We start from the raw sequence: 22,973 nt of genomic DNA, 5'->3' as shown, positions 1-22,973 counted from the left end.
TCAGGTATTTCTTTATCGTCGATAACATCGCATTCGGAAGTACAAAAGAGTCGCGGATGTTAAGTACTTTTGCAGTTTCGTCCAGTCAATCTGCCCGGCGCAGCGTGACTCGTTGCAACATAGGAAAATTGGAGGTAGAGATGAGCGCATTTTCTGATCGTTGGTCCCAATGCATGCAAGGCAGTGGATTCCCTGTCCCAACCGTCGATGACGTAAACGAGGCACTTGATTTTTTGCACAAACTTCACGATGCCTCGGAAAATTCCGGCGGTGCCGAAGTGACCATCGGTGCGCTATTGGCTGCTGGGGCAGTCACTGGGGTCGACGAAGCGGTTCTGGCAACGCTCGGCGAGGTAGCGGCGGTTGCGGTTGGGGTTTACATCGGCGCGTGCATTGCCTGCATGGGTTCAGTAGCATTGGACGATCTGAAGGGACTATTCGCTAGCAACGAGGTTCCTGATTTCGTGGTCGCTCAACTAAACGGCCAAGGCGTCGATCTCGGAGGGACGGTCAACGCTTAGGTGGCTGTACCAAAAGGTGTCGATCATACGCTGAAGCACTCGCCAAAAATCAAAGCTGCAACTTGGGCAAAAGAGTGCTTCGCTAATGCCGAGACGACTCTGGTGGCGCGTGCGAATCGCCACATCGCGCAAGTCGCCGATCGGACGGCCTCCATGCAAACATTGTTTAAAGGATCGGTCATGGCAAGCACAATTCACTTTAGTCTGCGTAACGACCAGATGACGGATGTTACCGTCAACGCATGGGACGATCGCACGGGCCAGCTAGTGGCCAGTAATGTGCCAATTAATATGGACGAGAGCATCGGTATTGATATCGCGGCAGATTCGGACGATACCGGCTCGTCGCACTGGGTGTTCGCCAGCAGTGACGGCAGCGTCAACAGCAACGGGCGGCAGAGCGGTATCCACGATGGCGATGTGTGCACACTCGGATGAGTGTCAACGGTTCTATCAAACCGGAAGTTGGCTCGTGTATAGGAATAGAAGCAATATAGGCTCACGAGTTTGCGGAAAGAACCACGTCGGCGTGATCCCAATCTGAATGGGACACGTCGCGTAGAAGGTGATTTTTGCACGGTGCGGCTGGAAAGGTGAAACGAAGTCCCGAGCTACGACCGGATCTTGCCGTTGGCACACTGAGAACGATTGCAATCGGAAGGCGTCCATATGAAGGCGGTTTCCGATTCATTTTCTAACGTCGCTCGTCGCCGATTGCTATGGGGAATAAGAGATCACCGCTCGGATAGCTGTCAGCTTGAACCATTTAATGAGGTGGCCCCATGTCAACCAAGCTTGCTTATACGGAAAAGGATTCGCTTTCGACTCTCAGGCGCGGCCGCGAAATGTCATCGAACCGTTCCGGAGCCCGATCCAGCCATTCGCCGATCGACCGGATTCAGAGTTTGCAACGGACCTTGGGCAATCAAACCGTGCTGCGGCTCGTTGGCTCGAAAGTGATCGACCGAAAGTGCCCCAAATGCGCAAGGGAGGAGGAACTACGCCGGAAGGGCGTCGAAGCGCAGGAGCAGGGCTTTCCTGAAGTTGGGCGTAACCCGGACGTTGGGGTCTTAAGCAGATCGTTGAGAATGAACGACGGGAAAGTTCAGCCAGAAATCGTCTCGAGGAAGGACTCTTCCGACAGTTCGTCCGAAACGGCGGAGGCGTGCAACAAACGGATAGACAATGATGTGAAAGGCTGTCAAGCGAAGGCGAACACGGCGTGCACCATTCTTGGGGCTGGCATTGCCGGCATCGGCGCGACAATCGGAGCATTTGCCGGGCCGATTGGTGCGGGCATTGGGGCGGTGGCGGGTGGCATGTACGGAGCCAAGGAATCCGGCGAATGCATGGAAGAACAAAACCGCGGTTGCGAAGAGGCCGGTAACAGGGAACGGAAAGAGAAATGCCCGGTCAACGTCGAAAGCTTGCCGCCTGCCCCGACGCAGGAACCGCCTGAAGTCAACGTAGAGGATCTTCCTTCCGCACCTTAGACGCCCGGCAAACTGCTAGTCCGGGGACTCCAGCGCATTCCATTTCGGGCAAAGATCGTTCTTGTCACCGAGCGATCCCTGCATACCTGCACCTTCGCATGTCGGCCTCATGCGCGAGCGCGCCTTGTAGATGCCATCGGTCGTGATGCTCTCGCCGGTCTTGGGGACTCAGGCCGGGCACACGCCGATCGCCCAGCCGAATGCCGGCTCGTAGCCCTTCGCCTGAGCCTGTTGGTTCAGCAGGGCGACGATCTGGCCCATGGTCGTCGCCGCGTCTTCGGGCGAGGGCGCGGCAAGCTGGAGTGTCTTGTACGATGCACCCTTGTAGGTCAGGCAGACATCCCAGACGGGCATGTCGGAGAGATCCCCGGATTGGGCCTGCGCGACAGCACTGTCAATATCGATTCCTTCAAGCGTTTCCATGAGCGACTCCTGTACCGGTTGATCGGTGTTTCTGCTGGTAGTGAATTGGCAGACCTACAAACGACTCGCTTTATTTCATCCGGACTTCCGAGCCATCGGTTATGTTGGACTCGACCTGGCTGTAGCCGTCCGAGCGCAGATACGTCACGTTGCCGTAGATGCCGTCATCGCTATAGATCTGCAGGGAGCCGGTGGAGGTGTCCGGGTCGAGGAAGTCGTCATAGACGGTCGGCGGTGAGTACGGGTCGCGCGCAGTATCGAAGATCTGATAACGGGCGCTCGATCCGTGTCCGTTCACGAATGACGCTGAAATATAAGCCACGATTGTGTGCTCCTTGACTGACAGTAGACCGGCGAGGCGCGCCGGAATGAAACAGCGCTAGAGACGTCCGCTCTCAATACGTCTCGCGTCGCTGCCTTCACAAATCGAAGCAGGCTGGTTGAAATTGAACGTGACGTTCGCGACCGTCGAGTCACGCTGAGCGAATGACGCTGTTCACCTTCGGTTCGAATTCGGGTGCCTGACTTGTCCGCTGCGTGACGGTGCGAAACCGGTCGACTCGAAGGACGTTCGTGTCCATTCATGCTGCAGACCTTCTACATTGAACTGCGGCCTGTCCGGTAGCGCGGGAAAGACTCTCCAGCAGCCGTCGTCATGTCGAAAGAAGAAAAGCGCATGCGAGTTCATCGGATGACTGGATTCGACACACACATAGCGCCTTCTGTCCGAACACGTCCGGCTGAAGCGGATGACATGCACGCTTCGCGTCGCCGTCGGCGCGAGCCATTTGTCGACTTGATAACGAAGGGACTGCTCTTCAACCGTTTTCATCGCAAGCCTCGATTTCGGTTTTGTGGACCGTGAGCGGCCCGTTACGCGGTGCATTAAGTCGTGCGCTTCCAGCTGCCGGGACGTTGAGTGTCACTCGTGCGCGTCGAGAGCAAGCAGATTCAGGACAATCAGAATGACGGGCCGGTTCTCGGCGATGATCTCGATGCCTAGCGTATCTCTCATCCAGCTGCCGATCTTCGTATTGGCGAAGTCCTCGGGATTTGCCGACTTCTTCATGGTGACGCCCAGTTTTCGCGCATGGTAGTGATAGGACGGCAGGCGATGCTGATCCGCGATGCCCTTGAGCCCGCCTTTGACGCCGCGATACGCCCCGAGGGTGCCCACAAGAATGATTCGATCTGCTTGCTCCAGTGAGCGCACGAATGCACGTGCGGCCTGCCGCGTTCGGGATTCGTTGAGACCGTACTCTGCGAGAACCGATTCGACAGGATCGTCGAGCGATAGCGCATGGGCATCGAGTTCCGCGAAAACGCCATCGATCTCGATCGAAATGTTGCGCCGGTGTCTCGCACTGCGTAGACAGTCAATCAGGTAACGCCGGAAATAAGCGCAAATCGCGTAGGCGCTGAAGGGTGCGCTTGTAGTAGGTTCGTGCGGTACTTCTTGATCGGCATCCAGTCTCAGCACGCGCGAAAAGATGAATTGGGCGATGAGTTCGTCTTTGTCTTCGGAAAGCGCGCGCAATTCGGACGGATGGTATCCACGCAACGCACGCCGGACGAGGGTGTAGATGCGGCCCATCTCCATGCCGGAAAGACTGGTGCGCCGATGCCAGAGATCGGTTAGTGTCGCGGCGTCATCATCGATCCCGGCGCCTTCTGGGTAGCTCAACGCGGCCATGACGTCCTCCGGCCAGTACCAGGGAAGCAACGTGTCTGAGATTGCGCTTGTGCAGCGTCGCTGGCGCGGACACGGTATGGAACGATCAGGGCAATACAGCGTCGCCACCTCGCGATCGAAGAACAGATAATTGGGCGAATCGTGACGGACGAATCGCAATGCCTGTCGGCAAACGACTGGGTGAGATGGAACTGTGTGAGGAAGGTCATGACGGAGCCCGGTTCGAGTGGATCCATTTGTGTTCAGCCTGCCCATCCGTTGCGAACCCATGGCAAGCCGGATGTTCCGAAGCGGACGCACGATCGAGTCAGCGCACCGTTCGAGACGCTCACAGGGTAGAAGTCCGGAAAACGCCCGCCAATCGGCCAAACGAACTACATCCGAGGTCGTAGAGGGCTGACCGTGAAACGGCGCGTTTTGACGCGCGTGGGCGGCATTACGTTGTCCGTCGGGAACGGGTTTCCGGCATGCCTGAACCACCGTCCGGGGACATGCGCCGGTGTACCGATCCGGTAAAACAGATGGCTGAACTAAAAAAAGCAGGTCGCTCTTTCGTATTTATGGCTGTGCGCTGCGCGTGTGCACCCCTGTCTCACGAGGATGATCGTAATTGTTTGCCGGTCGCGAACCAGTGAAGACGCTGTAGTTCACGAAAATGACCACGGTCACGCGAGTTTGAGGCGATTGGATTTGGGCAGTGGAGGCTCCTATGAGGTCTGCGTCTTCAGTGGTCGGAAAGAACGGCGGCGTGAGCCGGATTACGCATGCGACCGGAGTCGTCGTCGGAAAGACGTTAGGGGCGCGCAAAGCAGCCAGAAACTACTCGATCTTCGCGGTGGCGCTCCCGCTGTTCGTACTTGGTGCTTGCGCAGATACGCCGCTGGGCCCGACGGTTCAAGTTATGCCAGGCTCCGCCATACCATTCCGGGTGTTCCAGCAGAACCAGGAGGAATGCAAACAGTACGCGCAATCCCAGGTCGCCGGCGAGGCGGAATCAGCGAATAGGAGTGCGGTGGGCTCTGCGCTCCTTGGGGTTGCTTTGGGTACAGCGCTTGGAGCGGCAACGGGCGATAGCCAGGGGGCGGGGGTCGGCGCGGCCGCGGGCGCGGTGACTGGCACTGCTGCCGGTGCGACCGGCTCGCAAGTCGCGCAGGCATCGATTCAAGACCAATATAACAATGCGTACATGCAATGCATGTACGCCAAGGGGAACCAGATACCCGGCGCGCCAACACCGCTGGCCGACGCTATACCAACGGCTCCCCCTGGGGCACCTGCCATGACTGTCGCCCAAATGCAGGCGAAGCTGAATGCGTTGGGCTTTCCGGTTGGCACCCCCGATGGGCAGATGGGCAATCGCACGCGCCGGGCGTTGAAGTCTTTCCAAAAATCACAAGGTCTTCCGCAAACCGGGGAACCCGATTTGGCGACCAGCGCAGCGTTGAGTCAGTGACGCGCATTGGGCCTCGGCTGCTTCCGGGCGTAACCCACATGTCCAACCGCTCCACGTCGACGGTTGGCCATGCTTTCGAGTTCAGGTTCCCACAGGGCGTTGTCGTTCAACTGCAAAGCTCGCCCAGCTTTTGGGCGATCTTGTGCAGGTTGACTAACGCTCCGTGACGAGTACGACCGGAATATTTTCGAACGGCGGGTTCCTCAAAGAACTCTGCGAGTAGTCGGAGATGCGGGCGGGCTCCAGTTAGCGTTTTCATTCCGTTGAAACACACTTGCCCAGTGGTAACATTTGTTGTCAATCCACATTCCGGCGTCGCCCCACCTCAACATGCCAGACAGCTTCGACCAGCTCGTCGCCCTGATCCGGGCTCGCTTCCCCGAGTTGAGCCCGCAGTTTCAGATGGGAGCAGGCTTCCTGCTCGATCATCCCGACGAGGTCGCGGTATTGTCGATGCGCAAAGTGGCCGAGCGCGCGCAGGTGCAGCCCGCGTCGCTCGTGCGGCTGTCACAGCAACTCGGTTTTCCCGGCTGGAACGAATTGCGCGACCTGTTCGTCGCGCGCGTGCGCACGCGCCCAGAACCATTGACGAGCCGGGCGCGCTCGATGGTCAAATCGAAAGATGCGCTTGCGAGCGATCTGCTCGTTGCGCAGCAGCACAATCTCGAAGCGACCGCCGCGCATAACAGCCGCGTGATCGTCGAGACCGCAAAGGTGTTGCGGCGCGCGCCGCACGTGCACGTGGCGGGCTTCCGCTCGTGTTACCCGGTGGCGTTCGGTCTCGTCTACGGCTACCGGCTGTTTCGTCCGTCGGTGTCGCTGCTCAACGGCGAGGCCGGCACGCTCGAAATGCAACTGCGCACGATCGAGCACGACAGCGCGACCGTCGTGATCAGCTTCGCGCCGTATTCGGTCGAAGCCGCGCGCGTCGCCGAGGCCGCGCTCGAAAAGGGCAGCAGGCTGGTCGCCATCACCGACAGCGCGGTGTCGCCGATCGCGCTGAACGCCGACAAGGTGTTGATCTTCTCGCACGAAAGCCCGTCGTTCTTTCCGTCGCTGGTGGCCGCCACCGCGATCGCCGAGGCGCTAGTCGCGCATCTGCTCGCGCTCGAAGGCGCGGACGCGGTCGAGCAGCTTGCGCTCGCCGAACAATCGTTGCACACGAAGGGCGCGTACGTGCCTTGAGCGCTGGTGGTTGCACGTCGCGCTCCATCTGGCGCCGCACAACACCATTTGACAACAAATGTTGTGGTGGCGTATAAATGCGTACCGATTGTTGAATGTGGGCGCGAGCCTTGGCGTCCAAGCCGGCCCGCGTTCCGGCGCGCCCCACCATCACCAGGAACCGAACGCCATGTCCACCGTTTTCCATCGTTATCCGAAGCAGACCTTGCCGGTGGCCGTTGCGGGCGACGGCATCGAAATCATCGACTCCACGGGCAAGCGCTATATCGACGCGTCGGGCGGCGCCGCCGTGTCGTGCCTCGGGCACAGCAACCAGCGCGTGATCGACGCGATCAAGCGGCAGGCGCAGCACCTGCCGTATGCGCACACGTCGTTCTTCACGACGGAGCCGGCCGAGGAGCTGGCCGAGCGGCTCGTCGCGAGCGCGCCGGCCGGACTCGAGCACGTGTACTTCGTGTCGGGCGGCTCGGAAGCGATCGAGGCGGCGCTGAAGCTCGCGCGCCAGTACTTCGTCGAAAAGGGTGAGACGCAACGGCGTCATTTCATCGCGCGCCGGCAGAGCTATCACGGCAACACGCTCGGGGCGCTCGCGATCGGCGGCAACGCATGGCGCCGCGAGCCGTTCCTGCCGATCCTGATCGAAGCGCATCACGTGAGCCCGTGCTACGCGTACCGCGAGCAACGCGCGGACGAAACCGAAGAAGCATTCGCACAGCGTCTCGCCGATGAACTCGAGCAGAAGATTCTCGAACTCGGCGCGGACACGGTGGCGGCGTTCGTCGCGGAGACGGTGGTCGGCGCAACGGCCGGCGCGGTGCCGCCGGTGCGCGAGTACTTCCGCAAGATCCGCGCGGTCTGCGATCGCTATGGAGTCTTGCTGATACTCGACGAAATCATGTCGGGCATGGGCCGCACCGGCTATCTGTTCGCGTGCGAGGAAGACGGTGTCGCGCCCGATATGCTGACCATCGCGAAGGGTCTCGGGGCGGGTTATCAGCCGATCGGCGCGACGCTGGTCAGCGAGCGCATCTATCAGACGATCGTCGGCGGCTCGGGGTTCTTCCAGCATGGCCATACTTATATCGGCCACGCAACCGCGTGCGCGGCGGCGCTCGAAGTGCAGCGGGTGATCGCGCAGGACAAACTGCTGCCGAATGTGCAGGCGCGCGGCGAGCAGTTGCGCGGCCGGCTGCGCGAGCACTATGCGCAGCACCCGCATATCGGCGACGTGCGCGGGCGCGGCTTGTTCGTCGGCGTCGAACTCGTGAAGGATCGCGCGACCAAGGAGCCGTTCGAGGCCAAACTGAAACTGCACGCGACGATCAAGCGAGAAGCCTTCGCGCGCGGCCTGATGGTGTATCCGATGGGCGGCACCGTCGATGGCAAGAGCGGCGATCACGTGCTGCTCGCGCCGCCGTTCATCTGCACGGAGCGCGACATCGACGAGATCGTCAGCCGCCTGAGCGATGCGATCGGCGCGTCCCTCGCAGCCGTCTGAGCTATCCGAACCACCGCCTTTGCGAGAACGATGATGACCGAGCGCTTGCCTCACTTCGATATGTCCACCGCCACGCCTGAACAGAAGGCGGTGCTCGACGAGATTCTGGCCGGCCCGCGCGGCAACCTGAACGGGCCGTTCCTCGGCTGGATCCACAGCCCGGAACTCGCCCAGCACGCCCAGCGCCTCGGCGCGTTTTGCCGTTACCAGACCGGCCTGTCGCTGCGTCTGTCGGAACTTGCGATTCTGGTGACCGCTTCACGCTGGCAGGCGCAGGCGGAGTGGTACATCCACTATCCGATCGCGTTGCAGGCGGGCGTCGGCGAAGCGGACGCCGAGACGATCCGCCAGGGGCGGCGCCCCGATTTCGCCGAGGCCGACGACGCGCTGATCTACGACTTCGCGAACGAACTGTACGAGACGAAGCGGGTATCGGACGCGACGTATGCGCGCGCGGTCGAGCGTTTCGGGCATCAGGTCGTGATCAACCTGGTCGGTCTGCTCGGCTACTATGCGCTGGTCGCGATGACGCTGAACGTGTTCGACATGCGCGCGCTCGGACAGCAAAGCCTGCCGTTTCCCGAATAGCGCTCTTGTCAACGCGCGGCCGCGTCGCCGCGCTCGCGCGCGTCAAGAAAGACCTGAGCGCGCGTGATCGGAGCGTCTGCCTGCTGCGCGAACGAGACCGCCGCATCGATCAGAGCCGATGCAATGACGACCGCGGACACTTTCACCGCGCCGACACCCGGAAGCGCCTATGATGAAGTCCGGTCCACGCCCGCGCCTGCGAGCCGCGCAGCACCTGCGACCGATACCCGAGCGCGGACACATCCGGGCGGACCGCCGCGGCGGGCATCATCTTCGGTCGATCGGCGTGCGCGGCCAGGCACAAACAGGAGAGAGCAATGAAGCGCAAGGCATCGGCAGTCTGGCAAGGCGGCCTGCAGAACGGCAAGGGCTCGATTTCCACCGACAGCGGCGTCCTCAAGGACACCCAGTACTCGTTCGCGACGCGCTTCGCGGACGGCATCGGCACGAATCCGGAGGAACTGATCGCGGCTGCGCATGCGGGGTGTTTCTCGATGGCGTTGTCGGCGGAACTGGGCAAGGCCAACATCACGCCGGAGCGGATCGGCACCACCGCCACCGTAACGCTCGACAAGGACGGCGGCGGCTTCTCGATCACCGCGGTGCATCTCGACGTGAGCGTGAAGATTCCTGGTGGCGACAAGGCTGCGTTCGACAAAGCCACTGCGGACGCGAAGGCCGGTTGCCCGGTCTCGAAGGTGCTGAACGCGACGATCACGATGGATGCGAAGCTGGAGACCTGAGCCTCGGCTGCGGGAGTCGGGCAGCAAAGCCGGTGGCGGGCCAAGCCTGCCACCGGCTTTTTCTATGGTGCTCGCCGAATCGACGCAAGACCCTGTGGCGAGTAGGACTACGGAGAGCCGCCCTTGATTTATTGAACATGCAGTCATAATATCAACCCAACGACGCAACGAGGTCATCGCAATTGGACCATTCAAAGCAAACCGCGAAAAAGGCCGGCGAAGCGGGTCAGCGCGGCCGTCCGCGCGAGTTCGACACGGATACCGTGCTGGCCAGCGCGAGCCAGGTGTTCTGGGATCACGGCTACCACGCGACCACCATCGACGATCTGTGCAAGGCGACCGGTCTGCTGCGTGGCAGTTTGTACGGCGTGTTCGGCGACAAGCACGGCATCATGCTCGCCGCGCTCGACCATTACTCGGAAGGCGCGGTGGCGCGGCTCGCACAGCGCTTGAGCGCACCCGTCGAGCCGGAGCAGGCGCTGCGCGAGGCGCTGCTGCATTACGCGCGGGTCGCGTGCGCCCTGAGCGGACAGCGCAGTTGCCTGATTACGAATACGACGCTCGAAATGCAGCCCGGCGACGAAGAGCTGCGCGCGCGCGTCGCCGCGATACAGCGGCGCATGGCGACCTTGCTCGCGGCCGCGGTGATTCGCGGTCAGTCGAGCGGCGCCTTTGATTCGACGCTCGACGAAAAAGCCGCCGGCGAATTCCTGCTGTGCCTGATGCAGGGCTTGCGGGTCATGGGGCGGGTCGCGCAGGGGGAAGATGCGCTGACAGGTATCGTCGATGTGGCGATGCGCGCGCTGGTCTAGAGCCTGAGGGCGCAAAATTTTTTAACTAATTTTTGAACGAACGGTCATGAAAAGCGAAGCGATCAAGTCCGCTCCGGCGGCGTTTGGAGGATCGGCGTGCTGCGCCGCGAGCGCGGCAGGGGCCGTGACGGGTCCCGGCCCGGCGCTGGCAGGCCTGACGGCCGCCGCCAATGCGGCGGCACCGCGCAAACGGCGCCAGACGCTCGCGCTCGCCGTGCTGTTCGTCGGCGCCTTTCTGGCGCCGCTGGATTACTTCATCGTCAATCTCGCGCTGCCGTCGATTCACACGGGCCTCGATGCAAGCGACGCGCAATTGCAGCTCGTCGTATCCGCGTATGCGTCGGCCTACGCGGTGCTGTTGATCACGGGCGGCCGGCTCGGCGATCTGTTCGGCCGCCGCCGCATGTTCATGACGGGCATGGCGGCGTTCGTGGTCGCATCGGCGCTGTGCGGCTTCGCGACGAGCGGCCACATGCTCGTGATTTCGCGCATCGTGCAAGGCATCGCGGCCGCGGTGATGGCGCCGCAGGTGCTCGCGACGATCCGCGCGGTCGTGCCGCTGCATCAGCAGACGCGCGTGATGAGTCTGTATGGCTTCGTGTTCGGCTTGTCGTCGATCGTCGGGCAACTCGGCGGCGGCGCGCTGATCACGTATCACCCGTTCGGGCTCGACTGGCGCGTGATCTTCCTCATCAACATTCCGATCGGCATCGCGGCCTTCATCGGCACGTGGAAGTTCGTGCCCGAGAACCAGCCGGCTACGCACACGGGCGTCGATCTGAAGGGCGTCGCGCTGCTGTCGGCGGTGCTGCTGCTCGTCATCTATCCGCTGACGCATGGCCGCGAAGCCGGTTGGCCCGTTTGGACTTTCGCGATGTTCGCGCTCGCGGTGCCGGTGTTCGCGCTATTCGTCGCGACCGAGCGGCGCGTCGAGCGCGGCGGCGGCCATCCGCTCGTCGATCTGCAACTGTTCCGCAATCGCGCGTTCGCGCTGGGTCTGGTGCTTGCGTTCCTGTTCTACTGCAATAGTGCGTTCTTCCTGACTTACGGCATCTTCCTGCAAACCGGCCTGCACTGGACGCCGCTCGCCTCGGGCATCGCGATCATGCCGTTCGCGCTCGGCTTCGTGATCGGGCCGCTGACGTCGCCGGCCGTGGTCAAGCGCATCGGCGCCCACGTGCTGACGCTCGGTTTCTCGATGTTGACGTTCGGCTTCGCCGTGACGGGCTGGTCCGCGACCCGGGCCGCGACGCCCGATCTGCTGTTCTATGGCGGGCTGGTCTGCGCGGGCGTCGGACATGGCCTGCTGTTGCCGTCGATCGTGCGTATCGTGCTGCAGGAGGTGGTGCCTGAGAAGGCCGGGCTTGCATCGGGCGTGGTGTCGTCGACGTTGCAGATCGGCTCCGCTTTCGGTACCGCGGCGATCAGTGGCGCATTCTTCGGGGCGCTGGGCGGCAGTGCGGCCCCTGGATCGTATGCGCACGCGTTCCAGTTGAGCCTCGGTATCAATGCCGTGCTGATGTTCGTGTGTATCGGCCTGAGCGTACTGCTCGTGCGTCATCAACAAGGCGTGCGGCGCTCACTCGCGCACGCGGCTTGAATTTAATTCCCAGGTAATCGTTTTCATTTGTTGACTTGCCGGAAAAATAGTTGATTTTGAACGAAGCGGTATAACGAAAAACACGATATTCACCTGCGATGCGCCCGTTCACAGATAATTCTGATTTAGATCAAATCAGCGCGTCCGGAATGATATCTACCGGGCATCAAGTCATGTTTTCTAATCAGACGAATGCGGTTTTGCATTTTGTACCGGCCGGCAAACGGCCTGCAGTATGTGTTGCGTTTGTGCGGTAGCGCACATAGGGTTATCCGCAGTGTGCCGCGAGATTTTCCGCAGTGCGGGGAACTTTATCCGTCGAGCATGAACCCGGTCCTCAGTGAAAACGGTATCAATAAAAAGAGCTTGCCGCATTTAAATTCGATTGTTAATCTCTCTGGACTTTTAGAGTGTTCATTCAGCAAGTCGAAGTCGAGAAAGCCGGCGCAATGACTTAATAACGCTCAACATAGAGGACCGAATATGCTGACCGCTACCATTGACGCATTGCAGACCACCTCCAGTCCCTTCAACGCGGGCGACGTCGTCAAATTGAAGAAGGGCGGCCCGCGCATGACCGTCACGTATGCAGGTCCGGTCGCGCTCAACACCGGCGACTGGCTGATCTGCGAGTGGTTCGACGAACACGGCGAACTGCGCCACGAAAGATTTGCACCGCAAGACGTGCGCGCGGAACCGCGCTCGATTCCGGCCGGCTCGGTACAGTCGCATCGCGTCGCGCGCATGGCCTGAGTGACGCAAGTCGACCAATCCGTTTTGCTACCCGCCTGCTGCTCGCATTGCTCGAGGCACCCGAATCGATTCAGCGCTCGGCCCGATCGCGCGCGGCCTCGCGTCGCCGCACCCGCACCATCAACGCCGCCGAAAACGCGCGCAGGTTCAGTGCCTTGCGTGTCTGGACGACGTCGGCCGCGAGGGTCTCCGGCGGGTTCGGCTGCAACGCCCAGTACATCGCCAGCAGCCAACCAAGCACGGTCCAGCCGAGACAGGCGTTGAAGAGCGCGAGCGTCAGCACGTCGCGGCGCTTGCGCCGGTCCGCGATGATCGCCGGCAGAAAATACAGCGCCAGCGCCAACGCCGCGGCGATGACCTGAACGGCCACGTTGCCACCCATAGAAGCTCCTGATGCACGAGGCATGTAAGGATTGTCGCGCGAATGGCGGCTTCGCGCCGCACCTGCGCATTCCCGGCACGCGGACGCGGCAAGGGGTTCAGCCCCGCACGCATCGGGACTATGATGTCCGTTTCGACCGAACAGTACTCCACGGACCCGACCATGATCACCGACGATACGGCACAGCAGGCCCAACTGAACCCGGACACGCTACGAGAATACGTCGAGCGCAAGTGGAACGACGAGATCGTGCCGGCGCTGACCGACTACATCGCGGTGCCGGCCAAGAGCCCGGCGTTCGATCCCGACTGGGCCAGGCACGGCTATCTGGAGCGCGTGGTCGCCGACGCCGCGCAATGGGCCGAGCGGCAGCCGGTGCGCGGCCTGAAGCTCGAGGTGATCCGCTTGCCGGGCCGCACGCCCGTGATCTTCTTCGAAACGGCCGCAACCCGCTCGGGCAGTGACGAAACCATCGTGCTCTACGGCCACCTCGACAAGCAGCCCGAATTCGACGGCTGGCGCAACGATCTGGGTCCCTGGACGCCGAAACTCGAAGACGGCAAGCTCTACGGTCGCGGCGGCGCGGACGACGGCTACGCGATCTACGCGAGCCTGACGGCGCTCGCCGCGCTCGATGCGCAAGGTGTCGAGCGTCCGCGCTGCGTCGGACTGATCGAAACCTGCGAGGAGTCGGGCAGCTACGATCTGCTACCTTACGTCGACGCCCTGCGTGAGCGGCTCGGCAAGGTCGGGCTCGTCGTCTGTCTCGATTCGGGCGCGGGCAATTACGATCAACTATGGCTGACCACGTCGCTGCGCGGCCTCGTCGGCGGCGATCTCGAAGTGCAGGTGCTCGACGAAGGGATTCACTCGGGCGTGTACGGCGGCATCGCGCCGTCGAGCTTCCGCATCATGCGGCAACTGTTCGACCGTCTCGAAGACTCCGCCAACGGCACGCTGCTGCCGAAGGGCTTTCATTGCCCGGTGCCGGCCGATCGTCTGCGCGAAGCGGAGGCCGCCGCAAAGATTCTCGGCGACGACGTCTGGAAGAAGATGCCGTGGGCCTGCGGCCAGGATGGCCGTCAGGTGCTGCCCACCACGACCGATCCGCGCGAAGCGCTGCTCAATTCGACGTGGCGTCCATCGCTGTCGGTGACCGGCGCGGCCGGCCTGCCCGCGCTCGCCGACGCCGGCAACGTGCTGCGGCCGCGCACGGCGTTCAAGCTGTCGCTGCGTCTGCCGCCGACCATCGAGGCGGAAAAGGCGGTCGCCGAACTGAAGGCGTTGCTCGAATTCGATCCACCGTACAACGCGAAGGTCACGTTCAAGCCGGATGCGGGGGCGGCGAGCGGCTGGAACGCGCCGGAGGTTGCGCCGTGGCTCGCCACCGCGCTCAACGACGCATCGCGTCAACACTTCGGCGCCGACGCTGCCTACATGGGCCTCGGCGGCACGATCCCGCTGATGAACGTGCTGAAGGCCGGCTTCCCGAAGTCGCAGTTCATGGTGTGCGGCGTGCTCGGGCCGAAGTCGAACGCGCACGGGCCGAACGAGTTCCTGCACGTGCCGTTCGGCAAGAAGCTGACGGCCGCGGTTGCCGAGGTGATCGCCGCGGCGCCTTGACTTTTCGGTTCGCTCGGGCGCGTGCGGCGGCTCGTGGGAGCGAGGCTCAGGCGATCAGCCTGAGCTTGCGCCGGTCGAGCAGCCAGCGCTCGAATTCGATGGCGGGCATCGGCCTCGCGTACAGGAAGCCCTGCACGTAATCGACGCCGATTCCCTTCATGAAGGCCTCTTCCGCCTCGGTTTCGATCCCTTCGGCGACCACCTGGAAGTCGAGTTCCTGCGCGACCGCAACCATCGAGCGCACCAGCGCTTGAGCCTTCGTGTCCGCCTGAATCGAGCGCACGAAGCTGCGGTCGAGCTTGATCACGTCGAGCGGAATACGGCCGAGTTGCGACAGCGACGAATAGCCGGTGCCGAAGTCGTCCAGATGCACTTGCGCGCCGAGTCGGCGAAACTGCTTGATCAGTTCGATCGCGGCCGCTTCGTTTTCGATCAGGCAGCTTTCGGTCAGTTCGAGGTCGACGAGGCACGGATCGAGGCCCGCGTGCTGCAGCGCCTCGGTGAAATGGCGGACCACGGCAGTATCCGTGAGCTGTCGCGCCGACAGGTTGATCGCGACGCGCAGGTCGTAGCCGGCCGCTTTCCAGCGGGCCGCCTGCTTCGCGGCGTTCTCCATCACCCAGCGTCCGAGCACGCCGATCAGTCCGGATTCCTCGGCATAACGGATGAATTCGGCCGGCATGATCTGGCCGCGCTCCGGCGAATTCCAGCGCACCAGCGCTTCCGCGCCTTGCACGGCGCCCGTGGCGAGGTGCAGTTTCGGCTGATAGTGCAGCGCGAACTGGCCTTCCTCGAGTCCGCGGCGCAGATTCGTGTCGAGCCACATGAACTCGGCGACGCGGCGGTTCATGTCCGGCGAGAACACGCGATGCGTGCGCTTGCCTTCGTCCTTGGCGACGTACATCGCGGTGTCGGCGGAACGGATCAGCGATTCGAGACTGTCGCCATGCTCCGGCCAGCGCGCGATGCCGATCGAACAGCCGGTGTAGACCTCCACGAGCCCAACCGCGAACGGCATGCGCATACGGTCGAGGATGCGCTGCGCGGTGTTTTCGAGCTGATGCGCGGAGCCCTTCGTCGCGAGCACGATGAATTCGTCGCCGCCTAGCCGCGCGAGCGAGTCGCCCGGATTCAGGCAGTTGCGGATCGCGTCCGACACGTCGCAGATCAGCCGGTCGCCGAACACGTGGCCGTAGTGATCGTTGACCTTCTTGAAATTGTCGAGGTCGAGAAACAGCACGCCGACCGTTTCGCCTGGCGCGGCCTGCTCGATCGCTATCTGGATGCGCTGCTGGATCGCGTTGCGGTTGGCGAGACCGGTGAGCGGGTCGGTGGTGGCCTGCTCGATCAGGCGGTCCTGGGCGAGCCGTTGCTCGGTGATGTCGGTGCCCGAGCAGATCAGGAACTGGTCTTCGACGCCGATACCGCCGCCGCTGCGCACGAACCTGTTGCGAAACAGGAACAGCCGCTCGCCTTGCACCGTCTTGATGCGCCGTTCGATCTCGTACGGTTCGCCGCGATTGAAGAAGGTGGCGCTGACCCGGTTCGAGACCGCGTCGCCGTCGGACGACATGAACAATGTAGAAACCCTGCGGCCGATGATGTCCTCTTCCCTGAGCCCGGTCAGTTCTTCCGCGAGCCGGTTGAAGCGCTGTATCCGGCCGCGCCGGTCGACGATCACGACCACCGAGTTCACCTCGGAGACCACCTGCTCGGCGAATGACAGACCGTGCAGTAGTGCGCGCGCGACCGATTCGGAGTCGGCGTGGGCAGACGCGCTGCCGCCCCAGCGATGGCCGTTGAGCTTCTTGCCGACCAGATGCAGACGCAGCGGTGCGCCGTCCAATTGCACATCGGCGACCACGTGCGAGGTCACGCCACCGAGAGAGCGGACCTCGGCGGCCTGAGAGGATGAAAGGGGAATCGCGAGGCTGGGAGCCGCGCGGCCGTACGCCGACGCGAGTTCCAGCGTGTCGCTGGCCGCCGATAGACGCCAGAAAGGGCTGCTCGTGCCGAACCGCGCGTAAAGCACCTGGTCGTGTAGCTCGTCGCTCATGAAGTCCCCGGAGCCTGCCGGCGGTCCCTGTCAAGGCGGGCGCGGCAGATAGTCTTTGTCATACGAATTAGAAACTGCCTCATTGTATCGAAGCGTTACCGTTCGAGCTAAGAATCATTAACGTTGTGCGGACCATGCGCGCGGCCTGGTTTGGCTCGGCTCGACGACGCGACGCGGCGCGACGCGAGGCGGCATTATTCCGCCGCCAGGCGACGGCACCGTGACGCCGCTAGAAGCGGCGCGCCAGCAACGCCCGGGCGCGTTCCCGCTCGGCAGGATGGGCGTCGAGCGCCGCGTCGAACCAGAACTTGCCCGCCACCAGCGTGGCCGCCGCCACGCCGTCGCGATACAGCACGCGATTGCCGGCGACGGCCGGGACCTTGTCGCCGACCAGCAACGTGCCGACGAGATTCAGCGGGTCGGTGGCCGCGACGCAGACAAAGGCACCGTCGTTCGGATGCCGCCGGACTTCGCGCAGCAGCGGGATCGCCTCGGGTAGCGCGAACTGCTCGCCGGCGAGTCCGTTGACGAAGCGGCCGCCGCGAATCACGCCGCGCGCTTCGAGCCGTTGCAACACGCGCAGCAGATCGCGCCACGGCGGCAGCCATTCCGCCTCGCGTTCGAGCACGCGCCAGAACACGACGCCGTAGCGGCGCAGCAACGTCATCGCGACGTGTTCGAGCACCTCGGGCGGCAACTGGCGGCGCCCCTCGGGCCGATTTTCCGCCGCGGTGGCGGAAGGGCGGCTCACGAGCGACCACCGCCCCGCGTCGTCCATGCCGCCGATCAGCGCACTCGCTCGGGCGCGCCGCCCGCTCGAAAACACGTTGCGTTTGGCGACCGGCCTCAGCAGTGCGCGCAGACCCGCGAAGCTGTCTGAGTTGGCGAGGCCGGCCGCGACCAGCTCGCCGAGCGCGTTTTCGAGCTCCATGCGCAGCACGCGCACCTCGGCGAGGAGTTCGTCGAAGAACATGGCGCCGTGTTGCGCGAGGGTGTCATGCACGCTTTGCGCGAGCGCCGATAACTCCACCTGGCGGGCCGGGTCGAGCAGCGCGCGCCACGCACGCAGCTGGGCGCGCGGCAGCAGCACGATCGGCGTGCTCCGCACCGGACCGGTGGCGCCGCGCGCGCGCTCGGTCAGACGGGTCCAGACGATCTTGCCAGCGCGGCATAGTTCATCGAGCGAACTGCTGGCGTAGGCGCGCACGCGCGCCGGCAGCAGATCTTCCTCCCACGCGCCTGCCGCGGCCTGGAAGCCTTCCAGCTGATCGAGCGCGGCGGCGAGCGCGTCGCGGCCTTCGGCGCGCGTGGCCGGCGTCAGATGCTGCCATTCGAACAGGAAGCGCATGAAGTCATGCCGCTCGACCGGTTCGATCTCGCGCCGCAGCCGCTTCACCGTGTAGCGATGGATACGCGCGAGCAGGTGCCGCTCGCACCATTCCTCGGCGCTCGTATGCGGCGTGAAGCGGCCGCGCAGCAGATAGCCTTCGGCTTCGAGACGGATCAGCGCCGCTTCGACCCGGTGAGCCGGCAACCCGAGCGGGCGCGCGATCGCCTCGATCGTGAGCGGGCCGAAGCCGGTCAGACGCGCGCGCAGTACGTCGACGAGCGCGTCGTCGGCGCTCCAGCTGTCGGTGTAGCCCTTCGGGGCACTCAGCGGCGGTGTGTAGCGATTGCGCGGAATGCCGGGGTAGAGCGCTTCGAAGCAGGTGAGGCGTTCGGCGGGCAGCCAAAGCGCGTTGTCGTTGCCGGTGCTGACGTCGGCATCGGCGTTGGCATCGGCATTCGCTGCCAGAGGCAATCGCGTCGCACGGCCGGCTTTCGCCAACGCGGCTAGCAGCGCCGGCCAGCCTTCATAAGCGCGCGCTTCGGCCTCGGTGATGCACGCGAGACCCGTCAGCGCTTCGTGCATTTCGTCGGCGTTGCGCGCCTGCGGCCAAGCCTCGTCGCGCACGCCGTCGATCGCCGCGGCGTCGAGCGCGCCGAGGTCGTCGGCGCTTTCCGGCTCGGTCCAGCGGCGGTTCAGCACCGCCTGGGTGCGGCGCTCCTCGATCGGCGCGTCGTCCAGATACGCGTAGGGCTTCGCGGTCAGGATTTCGGCGGCGAGCGGCGATGGCGCCGGCAGGTCGCGCGCGACGAGCCGAAGCTCGCCGTGCTCGATGCGGCGCAGCAGCGCGAGCCAGCGTTCGCTGTCCATCGCCTCGTGTAGACAGTCGTCAATGGTCTGGTCAACCAGGGGGTGGCGGGGCACTTCGCGTTCGCCGACGACATTCTCCAGGCACGCGGCCTGCTCGGGAAACACGCTGGCGAGCAGATCCTCGCTGCGCATGCGCTGCAGTTGCGGCGCGGTCTTGCGACCGCCCGTATAGCGCGGCAGGCCAAGCGCGGTCGTCGCGTTCCAGCGCCAGCGCACACCGAATAGCGGCGCATCGAGCAGCGCCTGGATCAGCAGATGTTCGGCGCTGTTCGAATGCAGATAGCGCCAGACGTCGTCGAGCACGAACGAGTGGCTGCCAGTCAACGACAGTACGATCGCGTCCTCGGTCGCCGCGGCCTGAAGCTCGAAGTTGAAGCTGCGGCAGAAGCGCTTGCGTAACGCGAGGCCCCACGCGCGATTCACGCGGCTGCCGAACGGCGAGTGGATGACGAGCTGGGTGCCGCCCGATTCGTCGAAGAAACGCTCCATCACGAGCGTGCTCTGGGTCGGCAGCGCGCCGAGCGCCGCGCGGGCGCGCGCCAGGTATTCGACGATCTGGCGCGCGGCGGGCTCGTCGAGTGCGAGGTTGTCGACGAGCCAGCTGATGGCGCGCTCGAGGCGCGCGGCGGCGGGTCCGGTTTCGCTTGCGGACGCCGTGGCGGTTCGCGTCTCGCGCCCGGCCAGTAACGCCTCGACCTGCCCCCGCAATCTCGCGACCGCGAACGACAACTCGTCGCTGCGCCCCGGCGCCTCGCCGAGCCAGAACGGAATGTTCGGCGGTTGCCCCTGTGCGTCCTCGACCCGCACCCGGCCGCTCTCGATGCGCAGAATCCGGTACGACGCGTTGCCGAGCTGAAACACATCGCCAGCAAGGCTTTCGACCGCGAAGTCCTCGTTGACGGTGCCGATGTTCAGCGCCTGCGGTTCCAGCACGACCGCGTAGTCCGCGTTCTCGGGAATCGTGCCGCCCGAGGTGAGCGCGACCAGCTTGCTGCCGCGTCGGCCGCGCAGCGTGCCGCTGACCGCATCGCGATGCACGTAAGCCGCGCGCGGACCGTGGCGGCTCGTGTAGCCCTCGGCCAGCATGCGCAGCACCGCGTCGTATTGCTCACGCGGCAGATCCGCATACGGCGCGGCGCGGCGCAGCACGTCGAACAGCGCATCCTCGCTCCACTCGGCGCTCGATACTTCGGCGACGATCTGCTGCGCGAGCACGTCGAGCGGCGCGCGCGGGATGCGCAGCGCGTCGAGTTCGCCGCGCCGCACGCAATCGAGCAGCGCCGCGCATTCGAGCAGATCGTCGCGCGAAGCCGGAAACAGCCGCCCCTTCGGCATGCCGCCAACATGGTGCCCGGAGCGGCCGACGCGTTGCAGGAACGGCGCGATCGCGCGCGGCGAACCCATCTGACAGACGAGATCGACGTCGCCGATATCGATGCCGAGTTCGAGCGACGCGGTCGCGATCAGCACGCGCAGATCGCCGCGCTTCAAGCGCTGCTCGGCGTCGAAACGATGTTCTTTCGCGAGGCTGCCGTGATGCGCGGCGACCGCCTCCTTGCCGAGCCGCTCGGTCAGATGACGCGCGGCGCGCTCGGCCATGCGGCGCGTGTTCACGAAGATCAGCGTCGTGCGATGCTGCGCGACCAATTCAGCGAGCCGGTCGTAGACGCGCTCCCACACCTCGTTGGCCATCACCGCTTCGAGCGGCACGGGCGGGATTTCGAGCGCGAGGTCGCGCGCGCGGACGTGGCCGACGTCGATCACCGCGCACTCGGCCGGCGTGTCGCTGTCGAGACTCGCGCCGCCGACCAGGAACCGCGCGACCGCGCTGACCGGCTTTTGCGTCGCGGACAGCCCGATGCGCGGCAGGCGCCGACCGCACAGCGCATCGAGCCGCTCCAGGCTCAGCGCAAGATGACTGCCGCGCTTGCTGCCGGCGAGCGCGTGAATCTCATCGACGATCACCGTGCGCACGGTCGCCAGCATACGGCGGCCCGAGTCCGAACCGAGCAGCACGTAAAGCGATTCGGGCGTCGTCACGAGGATGTGCGGCGAGCGCTTTTTCAGCGCGTTGCGTTCCTGCGGCGTGGTATCGCCGGTGCGTACCGCGGTGCGGATGTCGAGCGGCGGCAGGCCGAGCGCGTCGAGTTCGGCGGCGATGCCTTGCAGCGGCAGTTGCAGATTCAGGCGAATGTCGTTGGAAAGCGCCTTGAGCGGCGAGACGTAGACGACCAGGGTTTCGTCGGGCAGGATGCCGCCGTTCGTTTCGCCTTGCGACACCAGGTCGTTCAGCGCGGAGAGGAAGGCGGTCAGCGTTTTGCCGGAGCCGGTCGGCGCGGCGACCAGCGTCGAGCGGCCGCTGCGGATTTGCGGCCACGCGGCGGCCTGTGCGTCGGTCGGGGCAGCGAAGGTCTTGCGGAACCAGTTGGCGACGGCCGGGTGAAAGCCGTCGAGCGCCTGCTGTGCCGGCGGCACGGCAGGCGCGGCGGGCCGCGCCGCGCTCGCCGTGGAGCGGGCCTTCCTGGAGCGGGGCGCCGCGTCGAGTGCGGCGGTAGTTTTGGCCGAAGTCATGCTCGTGTAAGTAAGGGCGGCGCGGGGGATCTCCAGCGGGTGCGGAGGGCGGACACGCCGATATCGACCGGTTTGCCGGTTGCGGACCATTCCACGCTGACGGGCAATAGCGGTCAGTCTCGCAGGTTTTCGTCGCTAGTGCGCGGCGCCTGCCAGCCTCCACCAATTGCAGTACCCTTGGCAATTCTCCCTACACCCATGATGGAGCCTCGACGATGCGATATAACCAGTTGGGCCGTACCGGTGTGTTCGTTTCAGAGTTGTGTTTGGGCACGATGACCTTCGGCGGCGGCGAAGGCATCTGGCGGCAGATCGGCGATCTGCAGCAGAACGACGCGGAGCGGCTGGTCGGCCGGGCGCTCGACGCGGGCATCAATTTCATCGATACGGCCGACGTCTACGCAGGCGGCCTGTCCGAGCAGATTACCGGCCAGGCGCTGAAGAATCTGCAAGTGCCGCGCGACAAGGTCGTGATCGCGACCAAGGTGTTCGGCCAGACCGGCGAGTTCGCGAACGCGCGCGGCGCGTCGCGCTATCACATTCTCGATGGCATCAAGGCGAGCCTGAAGCGTCTGCAGCTCGATCACGTCGACGTGTATCAGATCCACGGTTTCGATCCGGCCACGCCGATCGAGGAGACCGTGCGCGCGCTCGATACGCTCGTGCAGCACGGCCACGTGCGCTACGTCGGCGTATCGAACTGGGCCGCCTGGCAGATCGTGAAGGCGCTCGGCATCGCCGAGCGGCTCGGCGCCGCACGCTTTGAAACGCTGCAAGCGTATTACACGCTCGCGGGCCGCGATCTGGAACGCGAACTCGTGCCGATGCTGCAAAGCGAAGGTCTCGGGCTGATGGTGTGGAGTCCGCTCGCGGGCGGGTTGCTGAGCGGCAAATATGGCCGCGAGCAACAGGCCGAGGCAGGCAGCCGTCGCACGAGTTTCGATTTTCCGCCGGTCGATCGCGAGCGTGCGTATGACTGCATCGACGTGATGCGCGAGATCGCCGCGGCGAAGGACGTGTCGGTCGCGCAGATCGCGCTGGCGTGGCTGCTGCATCAGCGGGTGGTCAGCACGGTGATCGTCGGCGCGAAGAAAATCGAGCAGCTCGACGACAACATCGCAGCGACCAACGTCGCGCTGTCCGCCGATGAGCTTGCGAAGCTCGCCGAAGTCAGCAAATTGCCGGCCGAGTATCCGGGCTGGATGCTGGCGCGGCAGGGCGAGCAGCGCCGCCAGCAACTGGCCGAGGTGCGGCACACCGTGCAACGGTAACGCGGCGGCTCACGCGTGAACGCCGAAGCATCCTGAATGGCCATCGTCGCGCCGCGCGGATTTCATCCCCCCCGCCCGACGATCATCGCATCGGCCATGCGTTTTGCGCGT

20 protein-coding genes and 1 pseudogene are annotated in these 22,973 nt (G+C 64.1%); 13 read left to right on the top strand and 8 right to left on the bottom strand.

Going from position 1 to position 22,973, the window contains the following annotated elements:
- Nucleotides 1-140 precede the first annotated feature (140 nt).
- The 3 genes from LJ655_RS00900 (at nt 141) to LJ655_RS00890 (ending at nt 2,014) form a co-directional block, all read left to right on the top strand.
- Entirely contained in the window at nt 141-521 is a 381-nt protein-coding gene (locus LJ655_RS00900) for an ARID/BRIGHT DNA-binding domain-containing protein (protein WP_230559378.1), read from the top strand.
- On the top strand, nt 522-959 hold the full coding sequence (locus LJ655_RS00895; RefSeq protein ID WP_230559377.1) for a hypothetical protein: 438 nt from the start codon (nt 522-524) through the stop codon (nt 957-959). It begins immediately after the preceding gene.
- A gap of 344 nt (nt 960-1,303) precedes the next feature.
- Nucleotides 1,304-2,014, top strand: a complete 711-nt coding sequence (locus LJ655_RS00890; protein WP_230559376.1) for a hypothetical protein — start codon at nt 1,304-1,306, stop codon at nt 2,012-2,014.
- A 168-nt stretch (nt 2,015-2,182) separates the two neighbouring features.
- Here the strand turns inward: LJ655_RS00890 and LJ655_RS00885 are convergent, their stop codons facing one another.
- The 4 genes and pseudogenes from LJ655_RS00885 to LJ655_RS00870 form a co-directional block, all read right to left on the bottom strand.
- Nucleotides 2,183-2,437 (bottom strand): hypothetical protein, encoded by a 255-nt coding sequence (locus LJ655_RS00885; protein ID WP_230559375.1) that lies wholly within the window; start codon nt 2,435-2,437, stop codon nt 2,183-2,185.
- 70 nt (nt 2,438-2,507) lie between these two features.
- Nucleotides 2,508-2,759, bottom strand: a complete 252-nt coding sequence (locus LJ655_RS00880) for a hypothetical protein (RefSeq protein ID WP_230559374.1) — start codon at nt 2,757-2,759, stop codon at nt 2,508-2,510.
- Nucleotides 2,760-3,032: 273 nt separating this feature from the next.
- Nucleotides 3,033-3,269 (bottom strand): annotated as a pseudogene (locus LJ655_RS30300) (hypothetical protein); the annotation flags it as partial.
- 90 nt (nt 3,270-3,359) lie between these two features.
- Entirely contained in the window at nt 3,360-4,130 is a 771-nt protein-coding gene (locus LJ655_RS00870) for a hypothetical protein (RefSeq protein WP_230559372.1), read from the bottom strand.
- Between the two features lie 709 nt (nt 4,131-4,839).
- Here LJ655_RS00870 and LJ655_RS00865 point away from each other — a divergent pair.
- The 4 genes from LJ655_RS00865 to LJ655_RS00850 all read left to right on the top strand — a co-directional run bounded on the left by LJ655_RS00865 (nt 4,840) and on the right by LJ655_RS00850 (nt 8,854).
- On the top strand, nt 4,840-5,583 hold the full coding sequence (locus tag LJ655_RS00865) for a peptidoglycan-binding domain-containing protein (RefSeq protein ID WP_230559371.1): 744 nt from the start codon (nt 4,840-4,842) through the stop codon (nt 5,581-5,583).
- Between the two features lie 330 nt (nt 5,584-5,913).
- Nucleotides 5,914-6,768, top strand: coding sequence for a MurR/RpiR family transcriptional regulator (locus LJ655_RS00860; protein ID WP_230559370.1), 855 nt, complete (start codon nt 5,914-5,916; stop codon nt 6,766-6,768).
- Between the two features lie 169 nt (nt 6,769-6,937).
- Nucleotides 6,938-8,266 (top strand): aspartate aminotransferase family protein, encoded by a 1,329-nt coding sequence (locus LJ655_RS00855; protein WP_230559369.1) that lies wholly within the window; start codon nt 6,938-6,940, stop codon nt 8,264-8,266.
- 33 nt (nt 8,267-8,299) lie between these two features.
- Nucleotides 8,300-8,854: a carboxymuconolactone decarboxylase family protein gene (locus tag LJ655_RS00850; RefSeq protein WP_230559802.1), complete on the top strand. Its 555-nt coding sequence runs from the start codon at nt 8,300-8,302 to the stop codon at nt 8,852-8,854.
- An 8-nt stretch (nt 8,855-8,862) separates the two neighbouring features.
- Here the strand turns inward: LJ655_RS00850 and LJ655_RS00845 are convergent, their stop codons facing one another.
- Nucleotides 8,863-9,000 (bottom strand): hypothetical protein, encoded by a 138-nt coding sequence (locus tag LJ655_RS00845; protein WP_425605754.1) that lies wholly within the window; start codon nt 8,998-9,000, stop codon nt 8,863-8,865.
- Between the two features lie 171 nt (nt 9,001-9,171).
- Here LJ655_RS00845 and LJ655_RS00840 point away from each other — a divergent pair, with 171 nt between their 5' ends.
- From LJ655_RS00840 to LJ655_RS00825, 4 genes are all read left to right on the top strand, one after another.
- Nucleotides 9,172-9,597: an OsmC family protein gene (locus LJ655_RS00840; RefSeq protein ID WP_008923178.1), complete on the top strand. Its 426-nt coding sequence runs from the start codon at nt 9,172-9,174 to the stop codon at nt 9,595-9,597.
- A gap of 182 nt (nt 9,598-9,779) precedes the next feature.
- Nucleotides 9,780-10,409, top strand: a complete 630-nt coding sequence (locus LJ655_RS00835) for a TetR/AcrR family transcriptional regulator (protein ID WP_230559368.1) — start codon at nt 9,780-9,782, stop codon at nt 10,407-10,409.
- Between the two features lie 46 nt (nt 10,410-10,455).
- Nucleotides 10,456-12,009, top strand: coding sequence for an MFS transporter (locus tag LJ655_RS00830; protein WP_230559367.1), 1,554 nt, complete (start codon nt 10,456-10,458; stop codon nt 12,007-12,009).
- A gap of 483 nt (nt 12,010-12,492) precedes the next feature.
- Nucleotides 12,493-12,762: a YodC family protein gene (locus LJ655_RS00825; RefSeq protein WP_230559366.1), complete on the top strand. Its 270-nt coding sequence runs from the start codon at nt 12,493-12,495 to the stop codon at nt 12,760-12,762.
- 70 nt (nt 12,763-12,832) lie between these two features.
- On the opposite strand, the gene LJ655_RS00820 is transcribed toward LJ655_RS00825, so the two are convergent.
- Nucleotides 12,833-13,144 carry a superinfection immunity protein gene (locus tag LJ655_RS00820; protein WP_230559365.1) on the bottom strand — a complete coding sequence of 104 codons (312 nt, stop codon included), beginning with the start codon at nt 13,142-13,144 and terminating at the stop codon, nt 12,833-12,835.
- A 162-nt stretch (nt 13,145-13,306) separates the two neighbouring features.
- On the opposite strand from LJ655_RS00820, the gene LJ655_RS00815 reads away from it, so the two are divergent.
- The gene (locus tag LJ655_RS00815; RefSeq protein ID WP_230559364.1) at nt 13,307-14,767 is read left to right on the top strand and encodes a M20 family metallopeptidase; all 1,461 of its coding nucleotides are present in this window, start codon (nt 13,307-13,309) and stop codon (nt 14,765-14,767) included.
- Nucleotides 14,768-14,813: 46 nt separating this feature from the next.
- Here LJ655_RS00815 and pdeR read toward each other — a convergent pair whose 3' ends face one another.
- Together pdeR and LJ655_RS00805 are read right to left on the bottom strand one after the other, a co-directional pair.
- On the bottom strand, nt 14,814-16,823 hold the full coding sequence (gene pdeR, locus LJ655_RS00810; RefSeq protein WP_230559363.1) for a cyclic di-GMP phosphodiesterase: 2,010 nt from the start codon (nt 16,821-16,823) through the stop codon (nt 14,814-14,816).
- 229 nt (nt 16,824-17,052) lie between these two features.
- Nucleotides 17,053-21,591: a DEAD/DEAH box helicase gene (locus tag LJ655_RS00805; protein ID WP_230559362.1), complete on the bottom strand. Its 4,539-nt coding sequence runs from the start codon at nt 21,589-21,591 to the stop codon at nt 17,053-17,055.
- A 215-nt stretch (nt 21,592-21,806) separates the two neighbouring features.
- Here LJ655_RS00805 and LJ655_RS00800 point away from each other — a divergent pair, with 215 nt between their 5' ends.
- Entirely contained in the window at nt 21,807-22,862 is a 1,056-nt protein-coding gene (locus tag LJ655_RS00800; protein ID WP_230559361.1) for an aldo/keto reductase, read from the top strand.
- Nucleotides 22,863-22,973: the final 111 nt, after the last annotated feature.

The organism is Paraburkholderia translucens, from assembly GCF_020881035.1.
Lineage (GTDB): Bacteria > Pseudomonadota > Gammaproteobacteria > Burkholderiales > Burkholderiaceae > Paraburkholderia > Paraburkholderia translucens.
This window is presented reverse-complemented; position numbering and strand designations above follow the sequence as displayed.